Annotated in this window: 20 protein-coding genes; 15 read left to right on the forward strand and 5 right to left on the reverse strand. The window is 74.0% G+C overall.

Annotated features, from left to right (window positions below):
- Positions 1 to 33: 33 nt before the first annotated feature.
- The gene (locus tag MID12_RS28360; protein WP_040258444.1) at positions 34 to 420 is read right to left on the reverse strand and encodes a DUF1844 domain-containing protein; all 387 of its coding nucleotides are present in this window, start codon (positions 418 to 420) and stop codon (positions 34 to 36) included.
- Between the two features lie 469 nt (positions 421 to 889).
- Between MID12_RS28360 and infC the strand changes: the two genes are divergently transcribed.
- From infC to MID12_RS28405, 9 genes are all read left to right on the forward strand, one after another.
- A complete protein-coding gene (infC, locus tag MID12_RS28365; RefSeq protein ID WP_078845282.1) occupies positions 890 to 1,534 on the forward strand; it encodes a translation initiation factor IF-3 in 645 nt (214 codons plus the stop codon).
- Positions 1,535 to 1,642: 108 nt separating this feature from the next.
- A complete protein-coding gene (rpmI, locus tag MID12_RS28370; protein ID WP_040254989.1) occupies positions 1,643 to 1,837 on the forward strand; it encodes a 50S ribosomal protein L35 in 195 nt (64 codons plus the stop codon).
- Between the two features lie 98 nt (positions 1,838 to 1,935).
- Positions 1,936 to 2,319 (forward strand): 50S ribosomal protein L20, encoded by a 384-nt coding sequence (gene rplT / locus MID12_RS28375; protein WP_040254990.1) that lies wholly within the window; start codon positions 1,936 to 1,938, stop codon positions 2,317 to 2,319.
- 125 nt (positions 2,320 to 2,444) lie between these two features.
- Positions 2,445 to 3,266 carry a TrmH family RNA methyltransferase gene (locus MID12_RS28380; protein WP_263171754.1) on the forward strand — a complete coding sequence of 274 codons (822 nt, stop codon included), beginning with the start codon at positions 2,445 to 2,447 and terminating at the stop codon, positions 3,264 to 3,266.
- A gap of 65 nt (positions 3,267 to 3,331) precedes the next feature.
- Positions 3,332 to 4,531, forward strand: a complete 1,200-nt coding sequence (locus MID12_RS28385; RefSeq protein ID WP_040254992.1) for an ATP-binding protein — start codon at positions 3,332 to 3,334, stop codon at positions 4,529 to 4,531.
- Between the two features lie 154 nt (positions 4,532 to 4,685).
- Positions 4,686 to 5,825 carry a phenylalanine--tRNA ligase subunit alpha gene (pheS, locus tag MID12_RS28390; protein WP_040254993.1) on the forward strand — a complete coding sequence of 380 codons (1,140 nt, stop codon included), beginning with the start codon at positions 4,686 to 4,688 and terminating at the stop codon, positions 5,823 to 5,825.
- Entirely contained in the window at positions 5,825 to 8,353 is a 2,529-nt protein-coding gene (pheT, locus tag MID12_RS28395; protein WP_040254994.1) for a phenylalanine--tRNA ligase subunit beta, read from the forward strand. Before pheS ends, pheT begins: the two co-directional genes overlap by 1 nt.
- A gap of 464 nt (positions 8,354 to 8,817) precedes the next feature.
- Positions 8,818 to 10,158, forward strand: coding sequence for a hypothetical protein (locus tag MID12_RS28400; protein WP_040254995.1), 1,341 nt, complete (start codon positions 8,818 to 8,820; stop codon positions 10,156 to 10,158).
- Positions 10,159 to 10,236: 78 nt separating this feature from the next.
- The gene (locus MID12_RS28405) at positions 10,237 to 10,767 is read left to right on the forward strand and encodes an NUDIX hydrolase (protein WP_040254996.1); all 531 of its coding nucleotides are present in this window, start codon (positions 10,237 to 10,239) and stop codon (positions 10,765 to 10,767) included.
- Positions 10,768 to 10,809: 42 nt separating this feature from the next.
- Here MID12_RS28405 and MID12_RS28410 read toward each other — a convergent pair whose 3' ends face one another.
- Both MID12_RS28410 and MID12_RS28415 read right to left on the reverse strand, forming a co-directional pair.
- Positions 10,810 to 11,067 carry a hypothetical protein gene (locus tag MID12_RS28410; RefSeq protein ID WP_411577014.1) on the reverse strand — a complete coding sequence of 86 codons (258 nt, stop codon included), beginning with the start codon at positions 11,065 to 11,067 and terminating at the stop codon, positions 10,810 to 10,812.
- Positions 11,068 to 11,362: 295 nt separating this feature from the next.
- The gene (locus tag MID12_RS28415) at positions 11,363 to 12,223 is read right to left on the reverse strand and encodes a 3-hydroxybutyryl-CoA dehydrogenase (RefSeq protein ID WP_040254998.1); all 861 of its coding nucleotides are present in this window, start codon (positions 12,221 to 12,223) and stop codon (positions 11,363 to 11,365) included.
- A 163-nt stretch (positions 12,224 to 12,386) separates the two neighbouring features.
- Here MID12_RS28415 and MID12_RS28420 point away from each other — a divergent pair, with 163 nt between their 5' ends.
- Positions 12,387 to 13,604 carry a glycoside hydrolase family 10 protein gene (locus MID12_RS28420; protein WP_263171765.1) on the forward strand — a complete coding sequence of 406 codons (1,218 nt, stop codon included), beginning with the start codon at positions 12,387 to 12,389 and terminating at the stop codon, positions 13,602 to 13,604.
- Between the two features lie 69 nt (positions 13,605 to 13,673).
- Here MID12_RS28420 and MID12_RS28425 read toward each other — a convergent pair whose 3' ends face one another.
- On the reverse strand, positions 13,674 to 13,898 hold the full coding sequence (locus MID12_RS28425; RefSeq protein WP_263171767.1) for a DUF1918 domain-containing protein: 225 nt from the start codon (positions 13,896 to 13,898) through the stop codon (positions 13,674 to 13,676).
- A 93-nt stretch (positions 13,899 to 13,991) separates the two neighbouring features.
- The gene (locus MID12_RS28430) at positions 13,992 to 14,969 is read right to left on the reverse strand and encodes a DMT family transporter (RefSeq protein ID WP_263171769.1); all 978 of its coding nucleotides are present in this window, start codon (positions 14,967 to 14,969) and stop codon (positions 13,992 to 13,994) included.
- On the opposite strand from MID12_RS28430, the gene MID12_RS28435 reads away from it, so the two are divergent.
- The 5 genes from MID12_RS28435 (at position 14,968) to MID12_RS28455 (ending at position 20,775) form a co-directional block, all read left to right on the forward strand.
- The gene (locus tag MID12_RS28435; RefSeq protein WP_263171771.1) at positions 14,968 to 16,410 is read left to right on the forward strand and encodes a PLP-dependent aminotransferase family protein; all 1,443 of its coding nucleotides are present in this window, start codon (positions 14,968 to 14,970) and stop codon (positions 16,408 to 16,410) included. The two genes, MID12_RS28430 and MID12_RS28435, sit on opposite strands and share 2 nt — an antisense overlap.
- A 123-nt stretch (positions 16,411 to 16,533) precedes the next feature.
- A complete protein-coding gene (locus tag MID12_RS28440) occupies positions 16,534 to 17,118 on the forward strand; it encodes a histidine phosphatase family protein (RefSeq protein ID WP_263171773.1) in 585 nt (194 codons plus the stop codon).
- A 335-nt stretch (positions 17,119 to 17,453) separates the two neighbouring features.
- Positions 17,454 to 18,491: an MDR family NADP-dependent oxidoreductase gene (locus MID12_RS28445; RefSeq protein ID WP_040255004.1), complete on the forward strand. Its 1,038-nt coding sequence runs from the start codon at positions 17,454 to 17,456 to the stop codon at positions 18,489 to 18,491.
- An 89-nt stretch (positions 18,492 to 18,580) separates the two neighbouring features.
- The gene (locus tag MID12_RS28450; protein WP_317633411.1) at positions 18,581 to 19,090 is read left to right on the forward strand and encodes a MerR family transcriptional regulator; all 510 of its coding nucleotides are present in this window, start codon (positions 18,581 to 18,583) and stop codon (positions 19,088 to 19,090) included.
- A gap of 146 nt (positions 19,091 to 19,236) precedes the next feature.
- On the forward strand, positions 19,237 to 20,775 hold the full coding sequence (locus MID12_RS28455) for an ABC transporter substrate-binding protein (protein ID WP_263171776.1): 1,539 nt from the start codon (positions 19,237 to 19,239) through the stop codon (positions 20,773 to 20,775).
- Positions 20,776 to 20,828 lie beyond the last annotated feature (53 nt).

Genomic DNA, 20,828 nt, shown 5'->3' on the forward strand with positions numbered 1-20,828 from the left:
ACGGACGCCCGCCTACCCGCGTGGATCCGCGGTTCAGCCGAAGACGGCGCCGGTGTACTTCTCGCCGGGGCCTCGGCCGGGCTCGTCCGGGACCGCGGAGGCCTCGCGGAAGGCGAGTTGGAGGGATTTGAGCCCGTCGCGCAGCGGGGCGGCGTGGAAGGAGCTGATCTCGGTGGCGCTCGCGTCCAGGAGACCGGCCAGGGAGTGGATCAGCTTGCGGGCCTCGTCCAGGTCCTTGTGGGCCTCGCCGCCCTCGGCGAGGCCCAGGTTGACCGCGGCGGCGCTCAGCAGATGCACCGCGACGGTGGTGATCACCTCGACCGCGGGGACGTCCGCGATGTCGCGGGTCATGGTGTCGAAGTCGGGGGCGCCCGGGGCGCTGCCCTCGGCGGCCGGATGGTCCTGGCTGGCGTCGCTCATGCCGGACACGATAGTTCGGGTCCGGGGCGCGGCCGGCCCGCGGCGGAGCCCGGCGGCGGGACCCGCGAGGCAGCCCGGTCGCAGGGCCCGCGCGGGAGCGCCGCCGTCGACCCGGGGGAGGGCGGCTGCCGCGGAAGGAGGCGGGCCTCCGCCGCTTTGGCGGTACTCCCGAAAGCTGCTAACCTTGTGTGACGACCGGCTGGACACCCACGTGTCCGGCCCACAAGTGGAGGCTCCGCACTCCCACCCTCTCGCCCTCCGGGCGGCGGGTCACCGGTCAGACGGAAAGCGCCCCTGGGGTGTTCTCCGTCCGATAGCCCCGCGATCCGCGGCGGTGTTCCGGTAGTACAGGAGCCCCGTCTGTGATCGTCCGGGGCATTTTTCATGCACCGGCGCGGTTAGGTCTCACGAACTACAGACTTGCGCGGCTGTCCGCCAGACCGTCGCGTGGTGCTACCGAGGAGGATCCATCAGCGCCGAGCCCCGCATCAACGACCGGATTCGCGTTCCCGAAGTGCGTCTTGTCGGTCCCAGCGGCGAGCAGGTCGGGATCGTTCCGCTTGCCAAGGCCCTGGAGCTTGCCCAGGAGTACGACCTCGACCTGGTCGAGGTGGCGGCGAACGCCCGTCCGCCCGTCTGCAAGCTCATGGACTACGGCAAGTTCAAGTACGAGTCGGCCATGAAGGCCCGTGAGGCGCGCAAGAACCAGGCGCACACGGTCATCAAGGAGATGAAGCTCCGGCCGAAGATCGACCCGCACGATTACGACACCAAAAAGGGTCACGTCGTCCGGTTCCTCAAGCAGGGTGACAAGGTCAAGATCACGATCATGTTCCGTGGTCGCGAGCAGTCCCGGCCGGAGCTCGGCTACCGGCTGCTGCAGCGCCTCGCGGACGACGTCCAGGACCTCGGCTTCGTGGAGTCGAATCCGAAGCAGGACGGCCGCAACATGATCATGGTTCTCGGCCCGCACAAGAAGAAGACCGAGGCCATGGCCGAGGCCCGGGAGGCCCAGGCCGCCCGCAAGGCCGAGCGCCAGGGCCAGGCCCGTACGGCCGAGCAGCCCGCGGAGCAGTCCGCCGAGGAACCTGCCGAAGAGCACGTCGAGGCCTGATCCGGGGCGCGGTCCCGGACGACACCGAAACAGCTGACGCTCCCGTCGCGCCGGTCCGCTGAACGCCGGACCGGCAGGGGGCGCCAATGACGAGGAGAGAACGGCGCTATGCCGAAGAACAAGACGCACAGCGGTTCCAAGAAGCGCTTCAAGATCACCGGCTCCGGCAAGGTGCTCCGCGAGCGCGCCGGCAAGCGCCACCTGCTTGAGCACAAGTCGTCCCGCGTGACGCGTCGCCTCACCGGCAACGCCGAAATGGCCCCGGGCGACGCCGCGAAGATCAAGAAGCTTCTCGGCAAGTGACCTCAGGCCCCCGCTCGGGGGCCTGACGACTGGACCGGGACCTATTCGAAACCGGGCCGCGTGACCATGACCGCGGCCCCGCTACAAGGAGTCAACAAGTGGCACGCGTCAAGCGGGCAGTGAACGCCCACAAGAAGCGCCGGGCAATCCTCGAGCAGGCCAGCGGCTACCGCGGTCAGCGTTCGCGCCTGTACCGCAAGGCGAAGGAGCAGGTCACCCACTCCCTCGTCTACAACTACAACGACCGCAAGAAGCGCAAGGGCGACTTCCGCCAGCTGTGGATCCAGCGGATCAACGCCGCGGCCCGCGCCAACGGCATGACCTACAACCGCTTCATCCAGGGTCTGAAGGCCGCCAACGTCGAGGTCGACCGCAAGATCCTCGCCGAGCTCGCGGTCAACGACCAGAACGCCTTCGCGGCGCTCGTCGAGGTCGCGCAGAAGGCGCTGCCGAGCGACGTCAACGCGCCGAAGGCCGCCTGACACCCGGGCGCACACCACCGCCCACGCCGGACCCGCAGGCCCCCTGGCCTGCGGGTCCGCGCGCGTCCCGGCCCCGGGAGGCGCACCACCCCTGACGCGACCGACACGAAGGCAGCCCCCACCTGATGGCCGCACTCCCCGAGCTGACGTCCCTGCGCTCCCCGCGCGTGGTCGCCGCCCGCCGCCTCGCCAAGCGCAGCTTCCGCGGCAAGGAGCGGCGCTTCCTCGCCGAGGGCCCGCAGGCCGTACGGGAAGCCCTCGCGCACCTCGTCGAGGTCTACGTCACGCCTGAGGCCGCCGAGCGGCACGCGGACATCCTCGACGCCTGCCGGGCGGCCGGGATCCCGGTCCTGACCGCCTCCGGCGAGGTGGTCGCGGAGATGTCCGACACGGTCACCCCGCAGGGCGTCGTCGGCCTCTGCCGCTTCCTCGACACCCGCTTCGAGGAGGTGCTCGCCGCCCGGCCGCGCCTGGTCGCCGTCCTCGCCCACGTACGCGACCCCGGGAACGCCGGCACCGTGCTGCGCTGCGCGGACGCCGCCGGGGCCGAGGCGGTGGTGCTGACCGACGCCTCGGTGGACCTGTACAACCCCAAGTGCGTACGGGCCTCGGTCGGTTCGCTCTTCCATCTGCCGGTCGCCGTCGGGGTCCCGGTGGAGCGGGCCGTGGCGGGGCTGCGGGAGGCCGGGGTGCGGATCCTGGCCGCGGACGGGGCGGGGGAGGAGGACCTGGACGCCGAGCTGGACCAGGGCGCCATGGGCGGGCCGACCGCCTGGGTCTTCGGCAACGAGGCCTGGGGCCTGCCCGAGGAGACCCGGGCCCTCGCGGACGCCGTGGTGCGCGTCCCGATCCACGGCCGCGCCGAGAGCCTGAACCTCGCGACGGCCGCCGCGGTCTGCCTGTACGCCTCCGCCCGTGCACAGCGCGCACCCGGCGGATGCCGCTGAGCGACCTCCATTGGGTAAGGTGACCCGCCCGAGGACCGAACGAGGGCGAAGGGCGGGGTAGGCGCATGAGTCTCGCCGCTGGCGGACCGAGGACACCCGGGCCGCGCCGGGCCGCCGTCCCCGCGGCGGACGAGGCCCCACCGGCGGCCTGCCCCGCGGACCGGGCGCCCGCGGCACCGGAGGCACCGGGGCTCGACCCCGACGAACTCCCGGACGGACTCGTCGTCGCCGACGCGGACGGCCGGGTGGTCTGCTTCAACGCCGCCGCCGCCCGGATCACCGCCACCTCCCCCGCGCAGGCGCTCGGCGCCCCGCTGGAGACCGTGCTGCCCCTGGAGGACCTGAAGGGCCGCCGCTGGTGGCAGCTGACCGATCCGTACGGCGGCCTCTCCACGCGCGTAGCGCAGCCGGAGCGCAATCTGCTGCTGCCCGGCGGGCGGGAGGTCCTGGTCTCGGCACGCTATGTCCGCAGCCGCCCGACCGGGCCGGTGCGCAAGGTGGTGGTGGCCCTGCGGGACACCGAGGCCCGCCGCCGCACCGAACGCAGCCACGCCGAGCTCATCGCCACCGTCGCCCACGAACTGCGCTCCCCGCTCACCTCCGTGAAGGGGTTCACGGCCACCCTGCTCGCCAAGTGGGAGCGGTTCACCGACGACCAGAAGCGGCTCATGCTGGAGACCGTGGACGCCGACGCCAACCGCGTCACCCGGCTGATCACCGAGCTGCTCGACATCTCCCGGATCGACTCCGGGCGCCTGGAGGTGCGCCGCCAGCCCGTCGACATCGGGGCCGCCGTCGGCCGGCACATCCAGGCGCATGTCGCCGCGGGCCGGCTCCCGGACCGCTTCCTGGTACGGGTGGAGCAGCCGCTGCCCGCCCTGTGGGCCGACCCCGACAAGATCGACCAGGTGCTGAGCAACCTGCTGGAAAACGCGGTGCGCCACGGCGAGGGAACCGTCACCATCGAGGTGGCGCCCGCGCGCCTGGACAACCCCGCCCAGCCGTCCCCGTCCGCGGACGGCGCCGAGGAAGGAACGGCCGTCACCGTGAGCGACGAAGGCCCCGGCATCCCCGAGGAGTCGATGGGCCGCGTCTTCACCCGCTTCTGGCGGGGCAGCAAACGGGGCGGCACCGGTCTCGGGCTCTACATCGTCAAGGGCATCGTCGAGGCGCACGGCGGGACCATCACCGTCGAGCGGGGCCCCGGGGGCGGTGCCCAGTTCCGATTTACCCTGCCCGTGGCGGCCCCGGCGTATCTCGCCTAGCCACCACGGGCGCCTTCGCCCCGCTCCACCCCGCTAGACTCGGCCTTTGGCACCTTTGCGTCCTTGTGAGCGCGGTATCGGCCGCTCATCGCACGTATCCGCAGACGAGTCCGCGACGGGGACCACCGCCACCCAACCGGAAGCACGGGAAGAGATGTCGGCACCGAACAAGTCGTACGACCCTGTCGAGGTCGAGGCACTGAAACCGGAACAGATCGAGCGCATGCGGGACGAGGCGCTCGCCGCCTTCGAGGCCGCCGGCGACCTCGACGCCCTCCAGGAGGCGAAGGTCGCCCACACCGGCGGCGGCTCCCCCCTCGCGCTGGCCAACCGCGAGATCGGCGCCCTGCCGCCGCAGGCCAAGGCCGAGGCGGGCAAGCGCGTGGGCCAGGCCCGCGGCGCCGTCAACAAGGCGCTCGCCGCCCGCCAGAGCGCCCTGGAGGAGGAGCGCGACGCCCGCGTCCTCGTGGAGGAGGCGGTGGACGTCACGCTGCCCTACGACCGCGAGCCCGCGGGCGCCCGCCATCCGCTGACGACCTTCATGGAGCGCGTCGCGGACGTCTTCGTCGCGATGGGCTACGAGGTCGCGGAGGGGCCCGAGGCCGAGGCCGAGTGGTTCAACTTCGACGCCCTGAACTTCCTGCCCGACCACCCGGCCCGGCAGATGCAGGACACCTTCTTCGTCGAGGGCACCACCCCCGAGGGCAAGCCCACCGAGGGCGACGAGTCCGGGGTCGTCCTGCGCACCCACACCTCCCCGGTGCAGGCGCGCGCCCTCCTGGAGCGCGAGGCGCCGGTCTACATCGTCTGCCCCGGCCGGGTCTACCGCACCGACGAGCTGGACGCGACGCACTCCCCGGTCTTCCACCAGATCGAACTGCTCGCCGTGGACGAGGGCCTGACCATGGCCGACCTCAAGGGCACCCTGGACCACATGGTCCAGTCGCTCTTCGGCCCGGACATGAAGACCCGGCTGCGCCCCAACTACTTCCCCTTCACCGAGCCGTCCGCCGAGATGGACATGCTCTGCTACGTCTGCAAGGGCGCCTCGGTGGGCGATCCGGACCGCCCCTGCCGCACCTGCTCCAGCGAGGGCTGGATCGAGCTGGGCGGCTGCGGGATGGTCAACCCGCGGGTGCTGGTGGCCTGCGGGGTGGACCCGGAGAAGTACAGCGGCTTCGCGTTCGGCTTCGGCATCGAGCGGATGCTGATGTTCCGCCACAACGTCGAAGACATGCGTGACATGTTCGAGGGCGACGTCCGGTTCACCCGGCCGTTCGGGATGGAGATCTGATGCGGGTCCCGCTTTCTTGGCTGCGGGAGTACGTCGACCTGCCGGAGACGGCCACCGGGCGCGACGTACAGGCCAAGCTCATTTCGGCCGGTCTCGAAGTGGAGACCGTGGAGCGGCTCGGCGCCGGTCTGGCGGGTCCGCTGGTGGTCGGCACGGTGCTGACCATCGAGGAGCTGACCGAGTTCAAGAAGCCCATCCGCTTCTGCACCGTCGACGTCGGCGAGGCCAACGGCACCGGCGAGCCGCAGGAGATCGTCTGCGGCGCCCGCAACTTCGCCGTCGGCGACAAGGTTGTCGTGGTCCTCCCCGGCGCGGTGCTGCCCGGCGGCTTCGCGATCTCCGAGCGCAAGACCTACGGCAAGGTCTCCCGCGGCATGATCTGCTCCAGCGGCGAGCTGGGCATGGGCGAGGACAACTCGGGCGGCATCGTCGTGCTGCCGCCCGAGTACGAGCCGGGCACCGACGCGGTCGAGCTGCTCGAACTCGTCGACGAGGTGCTGGACATCGCGGTCACCCCCGACCGCGGCTACTGCCTCTCGCTGCGCGGCGTCGCCCGCGAGACCGCCACCGCCTACGGGCTGCCGCTGCGCGACCCGGCGCTGCTCGACGTACCGGCGCCCAACACCCACGGCTACCCGGTCCGGATCGACGACCCGCAGGGCTGCGACCGCTTCACCGCGCGCACCGTCACCGGACTCGACCCCGAGGCCCGCTCTCCGATCTGGCTCCAGCGCAGGCTGCAGAAGGCCGGGATGCGGCCGATCTCGCTCGCCGTCGACGTCACCAACTACGTGATGCTGGAGCTGGGCCAGCCCCTGCACGCCTACGACCGCGCGCGCATCGAGGGCACCATCGGGGTGCGCCGGGCCGAGCAGGGCGAGAAGTTCACCACCCTGGACGGGGCGGCCCGGGTGCTCGACGCCCAGGACCTGGTCATCACCGACGACCGCGGTCCGATCGGCCTCGCCGGGGTGATGGGCGGCGCCAACACCGAGATCGCCGACGCCGTACCCGACCCGGAGACGGGCCGGATCGGCGGCACCACGGACGTGGTGATCGAGGCCGCGCACTTCGACGCGCTCTCCATCGCCCGCACCGCCCGCCGCCACAAGCTCGGCTCGGAGGCCTCCCGCCGCTTCGAGCGGGGCGTGGACCCGCTCGCCGCGGCCGCCGCCGCGCAGCGCACCGTCGACCTGCTGGTGCTGCTCGCGGGCGGCACCGCCGAGGCGGGCGTCACCGAGGTCGTCGCCCCCGGCGAGCCCCGCACCGTCACCATCCCGGCCGACCACCCGGACCGGGTCGCGGGCGTGGCCTACGGCCGCGAGACCGTCGTACGGCGGCTCCAGGAGATCGGCTGCGACGTCGCGGGAGGGGACGAGCTGACCGTCACCGTGCCGTCCTGGCGCCCCGATCTGACCGACCCGAACGACCTCGCCGAAGAGGTCATCCGCCTGGAGGGGTACGAGAACCTGCCCTCCACGCTGCCCAAGCCCCCCGCGGGCCGCGGGCTCACCGGGCGGCAGCGGCTGCACCGCCGCATCGGCCGGGCCCTCGCCGGGGCGGGCTATGTCGAGGTGCTCAACTACCCCTTCCTGTCCGAGCACGCGCTGGACCAGCTCGGCCTGGCCGCCGACGATCCGCACCGGCGGCTGGTCAAGCTGGTCAACCCGCTCTCCGACGAGGAACCGGCGCTGCGCACCACCCTGCTGCCCGGGCTGCTCGGCGCGCTCCGCCGCAACGACGGCCGCGGCAGCCACGACCTCGCGCTCTTCGAGACCGGCCTGGTCTTCCTGGCGCGCGAGGAGCGGCGGCTCGCCGCCCGGCTGCCGGTGGACCGGCGCCCCACCGAGGAGGAGATCGCCGCGCTCGGTGCCGCGCTGCCCGAGCAGCCCCGCCGCGCCGCCGTGGTCCTCGCGGGCGCCCGCGAGCAGTCCGGCTGGTGGGGCAGGGGCCGCCCGGCCGACTGGGCCGACGCCGTCGAGGCCGCCCGTACCGTGGCCCGCGAGGCGGGTGCCGAACTCCTGGTCCGCCAGGGCGCCTACGGGCCCTGGCACCCCGGTCGCTGCGCGGAGCTCGCGGTCGTCGTCGACGGCACCGAGCACCTCGTCGGGCACGCGGGCGAGCTGCACCCCCGGGTGGTCAAGGCCCTCGGCCTGCCCGCCCGTACCAGCGCCATGGAGATCGACCTGGACCGGGTGGAGGCCGCGGGTGAGCCCGTGGTGCCCGGTCCGCGGATCTCCACCTTCCCGGTGGCGACCCAGGACGTGGCGCTCGTGGTGGACGACTCGGTACCGGCCGGGGACGTGGAGCGGGTGCTGCGCGAGGGCGCGGGCGAACTCCTGGAGTCCATCCGGCTGTTCGACGTCTTCACCGGGGAGCAGATCGGCGCGGGCAAGAAGTCCCTGGCGTACGCGCTGCGCTTCCGGGCCCCGGACCGCACGCTGACCGTGGAGGAGGCCTCGACCGCACGCGAGGCGGCCGTCGCGCTGGCGGGCGAGCGCACCGGGGCGGTGCTGCGCGGCGCCTGAGCCACCGGGCGGCACACGCGGCGAGGCGGCACACGCAGCGAGGCAGCACACGAAGGGGCGCGCCGGGAAGGCGCGCCCCTTCGTGCTCTCGGGGGTCCGTGCTCGCAAAGGCGGAAGGGCGCCGCCCGCCCGGCCGGGATGTTCGGGCGGGCCTCGGCGGGGCGGACGGCGCGGCGGTGGCCACCGTTCGGATGCGGGAGAGCCGGTGGCCTTTCCGGCCTCTTACGAGGGATTTCAGTCAAGCGGCGTGAAACAGTCTGCGACAGGGCACGTTCCGAGCAGGAGCGGGCACTGCGTTCACACCCCGTGTGCGCGGCGCGGCGGGCCTTCGCGGACCGGGCCCCCGACTCCCCGCCGGGACCGGCCCGGGAGCGGGCGGACCGACCCCGGCCAACTCCCCCCGCACCGGCGAAACTTCCCGCCCGCTGGTCTACGCTTTCCGCTCTGAGCCACCGGAGGGCACCATGCAGCCCAACACACTGCTCGACGCGATACTCGACGAGGCGGGCATCTCGCACTCGGGCCTCGCCGCCCATGTGAACCTGGCCGGGCGGGCCCGCGGGCTCAGCCTGCGCTACGAACACACCGCGGTCGCCCGCTGGTTGAAGGGCCAGCGCCCCCGGGGCCAGGTCCCCGACCTGATCTGCGAGGTGCTCGCGGCACGGCTGCGCCGCCCGGTCACCCTGGACGACATCGGGCTCGGGGTGCCGGGGGAGCCGGGCGCCGCGCCGACCTCCTCGCTCTCCGGCTTCGTGGAGCGGGCGACCGCCTTGTGGCGCAGCGACGAGCAGCAGCGCCCCCATCTGCTCGGCGCCCCGGCGGTCACCGGCACCCCCGCGGTGATGCCGGTCTGGGAGTGGGAGAACCCGCCCGAGGACATCGACGTCTCGCGGGGCGGGGCCCGCCGGGTGGACCGCGCCGACATCGAGATGCTGCGCGCGGCCCGTACCCACTACGAGCAGATGTACCGCAAGGCGGGCGGGGTGGCGACCCGCGCCCGCATCGTCGGCTTCCTCAACTCCGAGACCGCCGCCCTGCTGCGCGGCAGCTACCCGGACGCGACCGGGCGCCAGCTGCACCGCGCCACCGGCGGCCTGGTCGCCGTCGCCGGGATCTGCGCCTACGACTCCAACGCGCACGGACTCGCCCAGCGCTACTTCCATCAGGCCCTGCGCCTGGCCAAGGCCAGCGGCGACCGGGGACTGGGCGCCTATGTCATCGCCCTCCTCGTCAACCAGTCCCTGTTCATGGGGGAGTTCCGGCAGTCGGTCGCCTTCGCGGAGGCGGCGCTGCGGGCCGCCGGCCGGGAGATCACCCCGGCCCTCGCCTGCGACCTGTACGCGATGCAGGCCAAGGCCTACGCCCGGCTCGGCGACACCGCGAGCGCCTACCGCTGCATCTCCCGCGCCGAGTCCGCCGCGGGCCGCATCCACCGCGGCCAGGAGCCCGACGAGACCGGGTATGTGCAGCCGGGCCTGGTCAACGTCCAGGTGGCGGAGGCGCTGCTCGGCCTCGGGGAGCTGCGGGCCGCGCGCGAGAACGCCGTCGCCGCGGTGGCCGCGCCCGCCCACGACCGGGGCCGCGTGCACCGGCTCGCGATGCTCAGCAAGGTCGAACTGCGCCTGGGCGCCGACGACTCGGCCGCCGCGACCGCGACCAGGATGGCCGAGGAGGCGCGCGGCATGGAGTCCCAGCGGCTGCGGGACCGGATGCGCACCGTACGGGCCTCGCTGCTCGGCAGCAGTTCGCCCGAGGCGGCGGGTGCGGCCGAGGTGATCGAGAAGGCGCTGCGCGTGCCCTTGTGAGGTCCGGTGCCTGCCCCGGCGCACCGCCGCCTGCTGCCATGGAGCCACTACTCCCCGTACCCCCGGAGGTGGCTCCACGTGCAGTGGGCGAAGCAGAGCGAAGAGACCGTGTACGGCAACCCCTGGTTCCAGGTGAACCTCGCGGACGTCGAACTCCCCGACGGCCGCCACCTGGACCACTTCCTGATACGGATGCGCCCGGTGGCCGCGGCGACCGTGGTCAACGCCGCCAACGAGGTGCTGCTGCTGTGGCGGCACCGGTTCATCACCGACAGCTGGGGCTGGGAGCTGGCCGCGGGCGTGGTCGAGGACGGTGAGGACCTCGCCGCGGCCGCGGCCAGGGAGCTCCACGAGGAGACCGGCTGGCGGCCCGGACCGCTGCGGCACCTGATGAGCGTCGAGCCCTCCAACGGCATCACCGACGCCCGGCACCACATCTACTGGGCCGAGGAGGCCCGGTGCACCGGCGAACCCGAGGACGCCTTCGAGTCGGACCGGCGCGAGTGGGTCCCGCTCAAGCTGGTCCCCGACCTGATCGCCCGCGGCGAGGTGCCGGCCGCCAATATGGCGGCGGCGCTGCTCCTGCTGCACCATCTGCGCCTGGGCTGAGTCCCGCCCGAACGGCCGCTGCCCGGGCGCGCGTTCACCGGCTCAGCGCCCGAAGGTCGCCCACAGGGTGACGGCGAGGGCGCCCGCCGCGGTGAGCGCGGTGATCGCGGGCAGCGGCCAGCGGGTGTGCTCCAGGGCGGCGAGGCGGGCGTTCAGCTCGTCCTGCTCCTTGGCGCTCTGTTCATCGCGCTGGGTGAGCAGGGCGAGCCTGCCCTCCACCCGCGCGAGCCCCACGTCCAGGTCCCTTCGTAACTCCCTGCACTCGTCCTGGTCGAAGAGACGCTCGTGTTCGGCGGTCACGTACCGGCCTCCCATTTCTCTCGAAATTGTCGCTCGTGTGTGCGAATACGAGTCAACTCCGCTGGTGGGCGCGGCGGGAGGGTGTGGACGGGGCATATGCGTGAGCGCTCCGCACACACCGTGTGAAAGGCGGAGGGGGCGGTTCCGGGCCGGAAATGGCGCGTAATCGCCTACGGAAAGTGACGCTGTGGGGTGGAGGCGCCCGCACCGGAGCCCTCCATCCGGAGGCGGAGGGCTCGGGTGGAGGGCTCAGGAGGAGGGGCCGGGTCCGTCCGAAAAGGAGCGGGCGGGCGGCTCAGGCGTAGGCGTAGAAGCCGGAGCCCGTCTTGCGGCCGAGGCGGCCCGCGTCGACCATCCGCTGCAGCAGCGGGGGAGCGGCGTAGAGCGGCTCCTTGTACTCCGCGTACATCGAGTCGGCGACCGAGGCCACCGTGTCCAGGCCGATCAGGTCGCTCAGCTTGAGCGGGCCCATCGGGTGGGCGCAGCCCAGCTCCATGCCGTTGTCGATGTCCTCGCGGCTCGCGATGCCGGACTCGAACATCCGGATCGCGGAGAGCAGATAGGGGATGAGCAGGGCGTTCACCACGAAGCCCGAGCGGTCCTGGGCGTGGATGGCGTGCTTGCCGAGCACCTTCTCCACCATGGACTGCGTCCGGGCGACGGTCCCCTCGGAGGTGGTCAGGGCCGGGATCAGCTCGACCAGCTTCTGCACCGGCGCCGGGTTGAAGAAGTGGATGCCGATGACGTGGTCGGGGCGGGAGGTCGCCACCGCGAGCTTGACCAGCGGGATGGAGGAGGTGTTGGAGGCGAGGATCGCGTCCTGGCGGGTCACCACCTGGTCGAGGACCTGGAAGATCTCCGTCTTCACCTGCTCGTTCTCCACGACCGCCTCGATGACCAGGTCGCGGTCGGCGAACTCGCCGAGGTCGGTGGTGAAGCTGAGCCGCGCCTGGGTGGAGTCGAACTCCTCCTGGCTGATCTTGCCCCGCTGGGCGGCCCGGGAGAGGGAGTTGTAGAGCCGGGTGCGGCCTATCTCCAGGGCTTCGCCGGTGGTCTCGGCGACCATGACGTCCAGTCCGGCGCGGGCGCAGACCTCTGCGATGCCCGCTCCCATCTGGCCGCAGCCCACTACTCCGACGCGTTCGATGTCGGTCACAAGGCACCTTTCGCTGATCCTCAAGCCGGCGGCCGTCCGGGTCTCGGCGTCCGCCTCGCCCCTGCACGTTACTCCGGATCATCCACGGGTCCACGGGCCGGGTCGGGCATGCTTAGCGGCGAAATGCCCGAAATCTACGAGTATCTGATGTGAGGTCCGACGCATGGAACGCATGAGCCGACGCGGTTTCAGCACGGCCGCGGCACTGACCCTCGCCGGTCTGACGACCACGGGCGCCGCCCGCCCCGCACCCGCGAAGCAGGGGGAGTTGCGGGGGATGTGGGTGGCGAGCATCGCCAACCGCGACTGGCCCTCGCGGCCCGGGCTGAGCGCCGCCGCCCAGCGTGACGAACTCCTCGCCCTGCTCGACACCGCGGTCCGCCGCCGCCTCAACACCGTCGTCCTCCAGGTCCGCCCCGCCGCCGACGCCCTGTGGCCCTCGCCGCACGAACCCTGGTCGGCCGTGCTCACCGGCACCCAGGGCAAGGCCCCCGGCTGGGACCCGCTGGGCACCGCCGTGAAGGAGGCGCACAGCCGGGGGCTCCAACTGCACGCCTGGTTCAACCCGTACCGCATCGCCCAGCACGACGACCCCGCCCGGCTCGCCGCGAGCCACCCCGCGCGCAAGCATCCCGGCTGGACGGTCCGCTACGGCGGCTCCCTCTACTACAACCCGGGCCTGCCCGAGGTCCGCGGCTTCGTACGGGAGGCCATGCTCGACGCCGTCCGCCGCTACCCGCTGGACGCGGTGCACTGGGACGACTACTTCTACCCGTACCCGGTGGCCGGGCAGCGCTTCGACGACGCCGCGGCCTTCAAGGCGCACGGCGGCGGGCGGAGCCTGGCCGACTGGCGGCGGGACAATGTGACCCGCCTGGTGCGCGAGACCGGCGCCGCCCTGAAGAAGCTCCGCCCGGGCACCGCCTTCGGCATCAGCCCCTTCGGGATCTGGCGCAACGCCTCCACCGACGCGCGGGGTTCCAAGAGCGCGGGACTCCAGTCCTACGACGAGCTGTACGCGGACACCCGCGGCTGGGTGCGCGAGGGCCTGATCGACTACGTCTGCCCGCAGCTCTACTGGCACCTGGGCAACAAGGGCGCCGACTACGCGGAACTGCTGCCCTGGTGGGCGGGGGTCGTACGCGGCACCGGGGTCCGGCTCTACACCGGCGAGGCGCTCTACAAGGCGGGCGACCCGGCCCAGCCGAAGGCCTGGCGGGATCCGGCCGAACTCTCCCGGCACCTCGCGCTCGCCGAGAAGACGCCCGAGGTGCGGGGCCATGTGTACTTCGCCGCGAAGGACGTGGTGCGCGACCCCGCGGGGGCGCTGCGCCGCATCGTCACCGGCCACTACCGCGACCGGGCCGTGCCGCCCGCCTGAGAACGGGGCGCCCCCGCGGGCTCGGCCCCGCGGGGTCCCGCGGCCGGATCGGGCCGGCTCGGGGAGCCCCTAGGGGGTGTCGTCGAGATCCTGCCCGGTCCGGCCGCTGCCGCCGCGGTGCTGGACGACGCTGTCCGGCCCCGGCGACATGATGGCCCGGTGCCCGTCCTCGAACTGGACGCGATAGGGCGGATTCCCGCCCGAGCCCAGTACCTCGACGATCTCCGCGACCTTGTCCTGCTGGCCCACGACCCTGCCGTGCACCCGCAGCTCGTCGCCCTTGGTTGCGTGCATCGGGAGTCACCTCCTCGTACTGCCAGGACAGCCGCTCACCGGCCCGGTCCTGTCCGCCCGGCCAGTTTACGACCGCGGGGCCGCGCGCGACTCTCAGCCGCGGGCCCGCTGGGTGGCCGCGATGCACAGGAGGACGGCGAGCGCGGTCACCGGGGCCGCCCAGCCGAGCGGTTCGCCGAGCAGCCACACCGACCAGCCGAGGGTGAGCAGCGGCTGCGCGAGCTGCAGCTGGCTCGCCTTGGGGATGCCGATCACGGCCATGCCCCGGTACCAGACCACCAGGCCGAGGAACTGCGAACCGGCGGCCACCCAGAGCAGCCCGGTGACGCTGTGCGCGGTCAGCGCCGCGGGCTCGGCGGCCAGCGCGAGGGCCGCGCCGGGCAGCGTGAGCGGCAGCGCGAGGACCAGCGCCCAGCCGATGACTTGCCAGCCGGGCATCTCCCGGGCCAGGCGGCCGCCCTCGGTGTACCCGGCGGCGCAGATCAGCAGCGCCCCGAAGAGGTAGAGGTCCGCCCGGCTCAGGGCGCCGCCGCTCTGGGTGAGGGTGAAGGCGAGTACGGCGGCGGCGCCCGCGCAGGCGGCCGTCCAGAAGGTCCGCGAGGGCCGGGCCCCGGTGCGCAGCGCCGAGCACAGGGCCGTCGTCAGCGGCAGCAGCCCGACGACCACGGCGGCGTGCGAGGTGGTGGAGGTCTCCAGGGCGAGAGTGGTGAGCAGCGGGAAGCCCAGCACCACCCCGGCGGCGACCACGGCCAGCGGCCACCGGTGGCGGCGGGCGGGCGGCCGCACCCGCAGGGCGAGCAGGCAGCCCCCGGCGAGCAGTGCGGCGAGGACGGAGCGCACCGTCACCAGCGACCAGGGGCCGAAGCCTTCGAGGCCCCAGGCGGTGGCCGGGAAGGTCAGCGAGAAGGCGAGAACCCCGAGCGCGGCGAGGGCGGTTCCGGCGGCGGGGCCGGTGGTGCCGGTGGTGTTGGAGGGGGTGCTCCCGGCCTTCGTACCGGTGGGTCCCGGGGTGGCCGGCGGTGGGGCGACTGCTATCGGGCTTGCGTCGGTAGCGCTATTCTCGGTCCTCATGAACGAGCGTAGCAGCGTGGGTGAGCTGGCCGAAAGGCTGCGCGGGGAACTGAACCGCTACTCGGACGGTGAGAAGCTGCCGTCGAGTCGGCAGCTCGTCGAGCGCTACCGGGTCAGCCCGGTGACCGTCTCCCGCGCGCTCGCAGTCCTGGTCGCCGAGGGGCTGGTGGTGACCCGCCCCGGCGCCGGTGCCTTCCGCGCCCCGGGAGCCGGGGGCCGGGCCCGGCCGGTGGTGGGGGACACCTCCTGGCAGGAGGTCGCGCTCAGCGCCGAGTCGACGGCGGAGGCGGTGCCCCGCACGGTCGACGCCTCCGGGGTGCTCGCCACCCTCGCCGCGCCGCCCGCCGGGGTGATCGAGTTCAACGGCGGCTATCTGCACCCCTCGCTCCAGCCGGAGCGGGCGATGTCCGGCGCCCTCGCCCGGGCCGGACGGCGGCCCGGCGCCTGGGGCAGGCCGCCGGTCGAGGGGCTCGCCGAGCTGCGGGACTGGTTCGCCCGGGGCATCGGCGGCGCGGTCACCGCGGCCGAGGTCCTGGTCTGCTCCGGCGGCCAGAACGCCCTGACCACCGCGCTGCGGGCGCTGGCGGGCCCCGGTGCCCCCGTCCTCGTCGAGTCGCCGACCTACCCGGGCATGCTCGCCATCGCCCGCGCCTCGGGCCTGCGCCCGGTGCCGGTGCCGGTGGACACCGAGGGGGTGCGGCCCGAACTCCTCGCGGAGGCCTTCCGCGCGACCGGGGCCCGGGTCTTCGTCTGCCAGCCGCTCTTCCAGAACCCGACCGGCGCGGTCCTCGCGGCCGGGCGCCGCCGGGAGGTGCTCGCCCTCGCCCGGGAGGCCGGGGCCTTCGTCGTCGAGGACGACTACATCCGCCGCCTCGCCCACCAGGACAGCGGGCCGCTGCCGCGCCCGCTCGCCGCCGAGGACACCGAGGGCGTGGTGGTGCACGTCTGCTCGCTGACCAAGGCCACCTCGCCGAGCCTGCGGATCGGCTGCCTCGCCGCCCGCGGCCCGGTCCTGGAGCGGCTGCGCGCCATCCAGGTGGTGGACCACTTCTTCGTGCCCCGCCCGCTCCAGGAGGCCACCCTCGAACTGGTCGGCGCCCCCGCCTGGCCGCGCCATCTGCGCGCCGTGGCCGCCGAGTTGACCGGGCGGCGGACGGCCATGGCCACCGCACTGCGGACCGTGCTGCCCGAACTCGCCCTCACCCACCTCCCGTTGGGCGGCTACCACCTGTGGCTGCGGCTGCCGGACGGCGCGGACGAGGGCGCGCTCGCCGCCGCCGCGCTGCGCCGGGGTGTCGCCGTGGCGCCCGGCCGCCCCTACTTCAGCGCCGAACCCCCGGCCCCGCACCTGCGGCTCACCTACGCGGCCGTGGCGAGCACCGCGGAGGTCGCGGAAGGGGTGAAGCGGCTCGGTGAGGCCTGGTCGGAGGTACGGGGCTGAGGCGCGGCCGACCGGACGGCCGCCCGGGCGGCGGGGCATCCGGGCACGAACCGGCGCGCACGCGTGGCCGAGCGCCCGGCATGCGCCCTTGACCGCCCGGGCGCGCGCCTCCACGATCGCCGCATGCCTGTTCGGGTCACGCTTCTCGCAGCCGCGCGCAGCACCTCACTGCTCTCCGAACGCTTCGGTGACGACCGTCCCCTCGACCGGTTGGGCTGGGACCAAGTACAGCTCGCCGCACCGGCGCTGGTCCCCCTGGGCGTGGCCGAACTGCGCTACTGCGGACCCTCCCCGCGCTGCCGCGACACCTCCCACGCGCTCGGCTACGCCGCCCTGCCCCAACCCGCCCTGAGCGACTGCGACATGGGCCGCTGGCGCGGGCACACCCTGGCCGAGGTCGCCGCCCACGAGGCGGGCGCGGTCGACCACTGGCTCGGCGAGCCCCGCTCGGCCCCGCACGGCGGGGAGTCGCTGCTCGGCTTCATCAGCCGCATCGGCCGCTGGCTGGACACCCGGCCGGTCACCGCCGACGGCCGCGTCCTCGCCGTCGCGGACGCCTCGGTGGTACGCGCCGCCGTCGTCTACGCGCTCAAGGCCCCGCCCGGCACGTACTGGAACATCGACGCCCGCCCGCTCTCCACGGTGGTCCTCGACGGGCACCAGGGCCGGTGGAGCCTGTGCCTGGAAGGCGGGGGCGCCGCCTGGTGAGGGGGCCGGGGCGCCGGTCAGGAGGCTGAGGGCGCGCCTCCCTGCGACGTGAGCGAGGGTGCCGCATCCTGCGGAGAGGACCAGGGTGACGCCGCCTCCCCCCCCGGATCGGGGTGCGGGCGGGCTGCCGGGGGCTGGGGGCGGGTCCGGGCCCGGGCCGAGGACGAGACCGCGGCCGGGGACCGCGACGGGTTCCGAAACCGGTTCCGCAACCGCGACCGCCGACCGCGACCGAACCGAAAATCCCCCTTGCCCCTGACGTGCGGGTCAGGAGTTAGCTTCGCCGCCCGATCGGTGATCGCCGATCGCCACCGGCCGTCCCGCCAGGAGGAACCATGAGCCCCGCCCTGCCCGCTTCCGCCACCGAGGTGCGTCTGCGGCGCCTGCCCGAAGGGCTGCCCCGCGCGGGCGACTTCGAGCTGGTCGAGCGGCCCCTGCCGCGGCCCGCCCCCGGCGAAGTCCTCGTACGCAACCGGTACTTCCAGCTCTTCGCCGGTCTGCGCACCCTCCTCGGCGGGGACACCGAGGGACTGCCGCTGCCCCCGCTGGGCGTCGGTGACACGCTCTTCGGTCCGGCCCTCGGGGAGGTCGTCAGCGCGCCGCCGGGCAGCGGACTGGCCGAGGGCGCGCTGGTGGAGCATCTGGCGGGCTGGCGTACGTACGCGAGCGTCCCCGTGGAGGGGTGCACTCCGGTGGGTGCCGAACTGCCCGATCCGGCGGCCCGGTTGTCCTCGGGCTCGGCCGCCTACGCGGGGCTGGTGCACCTGGCGGGGCTGCGGGAGGGCGAGACCGTCCTGGTGACCGGGGCCGCGGGCGGGGTGGGCTCGCTGGCCGGGCAGATCGCGCGCAGGCTCGGCGCCGCCCGGGTGATCGGCACCACCGGTTCCCCGGCGAAGGCCGAGCGGCTGCGGACGGAACTCGGCTACGACGCGGTGCTGGTGCGCGGCGCCGGGTCCTTCGCGGAGCAGCTGCGCCGCGCCGCGCCCGAGGGCATCGACGTCCTCCTCGACAACGTGGGCGGCGAGCAGCTCGCCGCGGCCGTGCTCGCGGCCCGGCAGGGCGCGCGCTTCGCCCTGGTGGGCGCGCTCTCCGGGCAGTTGGACCCCGCGCGGGGCGGCGGCAGCGCGCCCACCGCCGTCGACGTCTTCCGGGTGATCACCAAGGGCATCACGCTGTACGGGCTCAACGGCGGCGACCACCCCGAGGCCGGGCCCGAGTGGCTGGCCCGGTTCGGCGACTGGCTGCGGGCGGGGGAGATCAGCTTCCCGCACGTCAGGATCCCGGGCATGGAAAGGGCGCCGCGGGCGTTGCAGGACATGCTGGGCGGCGCCCACTTCGGCACCGTACTCGTGGACCTCACCGGCGAGGGGTGAGCCGCCCGGCGAGCCCGGCGGCGGCACCGGCCCCCGGGGACGGCAGGCACCGGGTCCGGCGGGGCCCGTACGGAAGGAAGGGCGCGGCCATGCGGAGCGGCGAGGAGGCCATGCGGATCGGCGACGCGGCGGCGGCCGCGGGCACCACACCGAGGGCGCTGCGGTTCTACGAGCAGAACGGGCTGCTGCCCGCGCCCGTCCGTTCGGCCTCGGGGCAGCGCGTCTACGGGTCCGCGGACCTGGCCCGGATCCGGGTCGTCCGGGAACTCCTCGGCCTCGGGCTCACGGTGCGGGACGTACGGCGCTGCGCGGACCGGCTCGACGAGCTGGCGGGCGATCCGGCCCCGCGCCGCTGCGGGGGCACGCCCCACCCGGGCACCGCGCACGTGGTGGCGGGCCGGGTGGCCGCCCTCGACGCGGAGATCGACCGGCTCACCCGGCTGCGCGACCAACTGGCGGCTGTGGCAGGGCAGTTCACGCCCGCCGCCGAGCCGGCCCCGGCCGGTGTGCGCGGCGGTGGGAGCCGCGTCGGCCCGGTCGCCGGCGGGCCCAGGGGGCGTGCGGGGCGGCGTGCAGGGGCAGTTGGCGGCGCCCGGTGATGTGACGAGCGCCTTCTTGACGGTGCCCGGCCTTCCGTGATGCCCTCTTGGCGAAGGCGACTTATTGCGAGCTATTCGCAATAAGGGGTGTGCGCGGACCTCCGCGTCCCCGGCCCCGCGAGCACATCACGGCGAAAAGGAACAGCGTGCAGGCCGACAGCACCCGTCGAGGCTTCCTCCGGCTCGCCACCGCCACCGGGGCCGCGCTGCTCACCTCCTGCGCCGCGGACGGCGGCGGCGAGGGCGGCGGGCCCCCGCGCCGCGGCGGCACCCTGCGCGCGGCCTTCCCCGGCTTCGGGGCCAAGGAGACCATGGACCCGCACGCCCAGCGGCAGTTCGTGGACATGGCGCGGCACAAGGCGGTCTTCGACAAGCTGGTCGACCTCGACGCCGACCTGCGCCCGGTGCCCCGGCTCGCCCGCAGCTGGGAGCCGGACGCCGAGGCCCGGGTCTGGCGCTTCACGCTGCGCGAGGCGGTCTTCCACGACGGGCACCGGCTGGAGGCCGAGGACGTCCTGTACAGCCTCGCCCGGATCCTCGACCCGAAGGCCCCCGACCACCTCGCCCGGCCCTCGCTCGCCCTGATCGACCTGCGGCGCTCGCGCGCGATCGGCACCCGCACCGTCGAACTGGTCCTGAAGGCCCCCGGCGCCGAACTGCCCTCGCTGCTCGCCACCACCGGCACCCCCGTCGTGCGCCGCGGCTACCGCGACCCCCGCAAGCCCGTCGGCACCGGCCCCTTCCGCTTCCGCTCCTTCACCGCGGGACGCTCCTTCACCGCCGTCCGCTTCGACGACCACTGGGACGGGGCGCCCTACCTCGACGAGATCCGCATCCACTCCGCCGCCACCGAGGCCCGCGGCAGCGCCGTCCAGGCGGGCGAGGTCGACTACGCGCACGAGATGACGCCGACCTTCGCGCGCGTGGTCGACGGCAACCCGCGGGTGCGGATCGTCTCCGCGCCCAGCAGCAGCGCCGAGGGCATCGCGCTCAAGACCGACCGGCCGCCCTTCGACGACCCCGACGCCGCCATGGCGCTCAAGCTCCTCGCCGACCGCGAACGCCTCGTCGAGGTGGTCCTCGGCGGGCGCGGCGGACTCGGCAACGACATGTACGGCAAGGGGTTCACGTACTACCCGCAGGGGGTGCCGCAGCGCGAGCGCGACGTGGACGAGGCGCGGCGGCTGCTGCGCCGCACCGGACTGCTCAACAAGAAGATCGACTTCTACACCTCGACCGCCGCGGACGGATTCGTGGACGCGGCCCATCTCTTCGCCCAGCAGGCCGGGGAGGCCGGGCTGCGCGTCGAGGTGCGCAGCGGCCCGCCGGAGAGCTACTTCACCGACATGCTCACCAAGGGCACCCTCGGCAGCCACCGCTGCGGCGCCATGCCCATCCCCACCTATCTGAGCCAGCGGCTGCTGCGCGACTCCCCGCAGAACGCCACCGCCTGGCGGCACGAGGACTTCGACGCGGACTTCGCCGCCGCCCAGGCCGTGGTGGACGAGCGGGACCGCGGCGCGCGCTACGGCCGCCTCCAGCGCACCGTGCGCGAGCGCGGCGGACTGCTCCTGTGGGGCCACCCGGACTGGCTGAACGCCGTCTCGCACCGGCTGCACGGCGTCCGCGCCGCCCCGCCCAACACCGTGGACTGGGCCCGCTTCGACAAGGTCTGGCTCACCTGAGATGAGCGCGTACGAAGCCCCGCCCGCCGGGCCGCGAGCCGCGCGTCGGACCG

It is taken from the genome of Streptomyces sp. SCSIO ZS0520 (genome assembly GCF_025643355.1).
GTDB lineage: Bacteria > Actinomycetota > Actinomycetes > Streptomycetales > Streptomycetaceae > Streptomyces > Streptomyces physcomitrii.

Excerpts from the sequence above, each read along its gene's own strand:
- MID12_RS28430 (WP_263171769.1), bottom strand. The coding sequence starts at position 14,969 with ATGAGGACCGAGAATAGCGCTACCGACGCAAGCCCGATAGCAGTCGCC.
- MID12_RS28385 (WP_040254992.1), top strand. The coding sequence starts at position 3,332 with ATGAGTCTCGCCGCTGGCGGACCGAGGACACCCGGGCCGCGCCGGGCC.
- rpmI (WP_040254989.1), top strand. The coding sequence starts at position 1,643 with ATGCCGAAGAACAAGACGCACAGCGGTTCCAAGAAGCGCTTCAAGATC.
- pheT (WP_040254994.1), top strand. The coding sequence starts at position 5,825 with ATGCGGGTCCCGCTTTCTTGGCTGCGGGAGTACGTCGACCTGCCGGAG.
- MID12_RS28400 (WP_040254995.1), top strand. The coding sequence starts at position 8,818 with ATGCAGCCCAACACACTGCTCGACGCGATACTCGACGAGGCGGGCATC.
- MID12_RS28425 (WP_263171767.1), bottom strand. The coding sequence starts at position 13,898 with ATGCACGCAACCAAGGGCGACGAGCTGCGGGTGCACGGCAGGGTCGTG.
- MID12_RS28420 (WP_263171765.1), top strand. The coding sequence starts at position 12,387 with ATGGAACGCATGAGCCGACGCGGTTTCAGCACGGCCGCGGCACTGACC.
- MID12_RS28435 (WP_263171771.1), top strand. The coding sequence starts at position 14,968 with ATGAACGAGCGTAGCAGCGTGGGTGAGCTGGCCGAAAGGCTGCGCGGG.
- MID12_RS28450 (WP_317633411.1), top strand. The coding sequence starts at position 18,581 with ATGCGGAGCGGCGAGGAGGCCATGCGGATCGGCGACGCGGCGGCGGCC.
- MID12_RS28360 (WP_040258444.1), bottom strand. The coding sequence starts at position 420 with ATGAGCGACGCCAGCCAGGACCATCCGGCCGCCGAGGGCAGCGCCCCG.
- MID12_RS28380 (WP_263171754.1), top strand. The coding sequence starts at position 2,445 with ATGGCCGCACTCCCCGAGCTGACGTCCCTGCGCTCCCCGCGCGTGGTC.
- MID12_RS28445 (WP_040255004.1), top strand. The coding sequence starts at position 17,454 with ATGAGCCCCGCCCTGCCCGCTTCCGCCACCGAGGTGCGTCTGCGGCGC.
- MID12_RS28440 (WP_263171773.1), top strand. The coding sequence starts at position 16,534 with ATGCCTGTTCGGGTCACGCTTCTCGCAGCCGCGCGCAGCACCTCACTG.
- pheS (WP_040254993.1), top strand. The coding sequence starts at position 4,686 with ATGTCGGCACCGAACAAGTCGTACGACCCTGTCGAGGTCGAGGCACTG.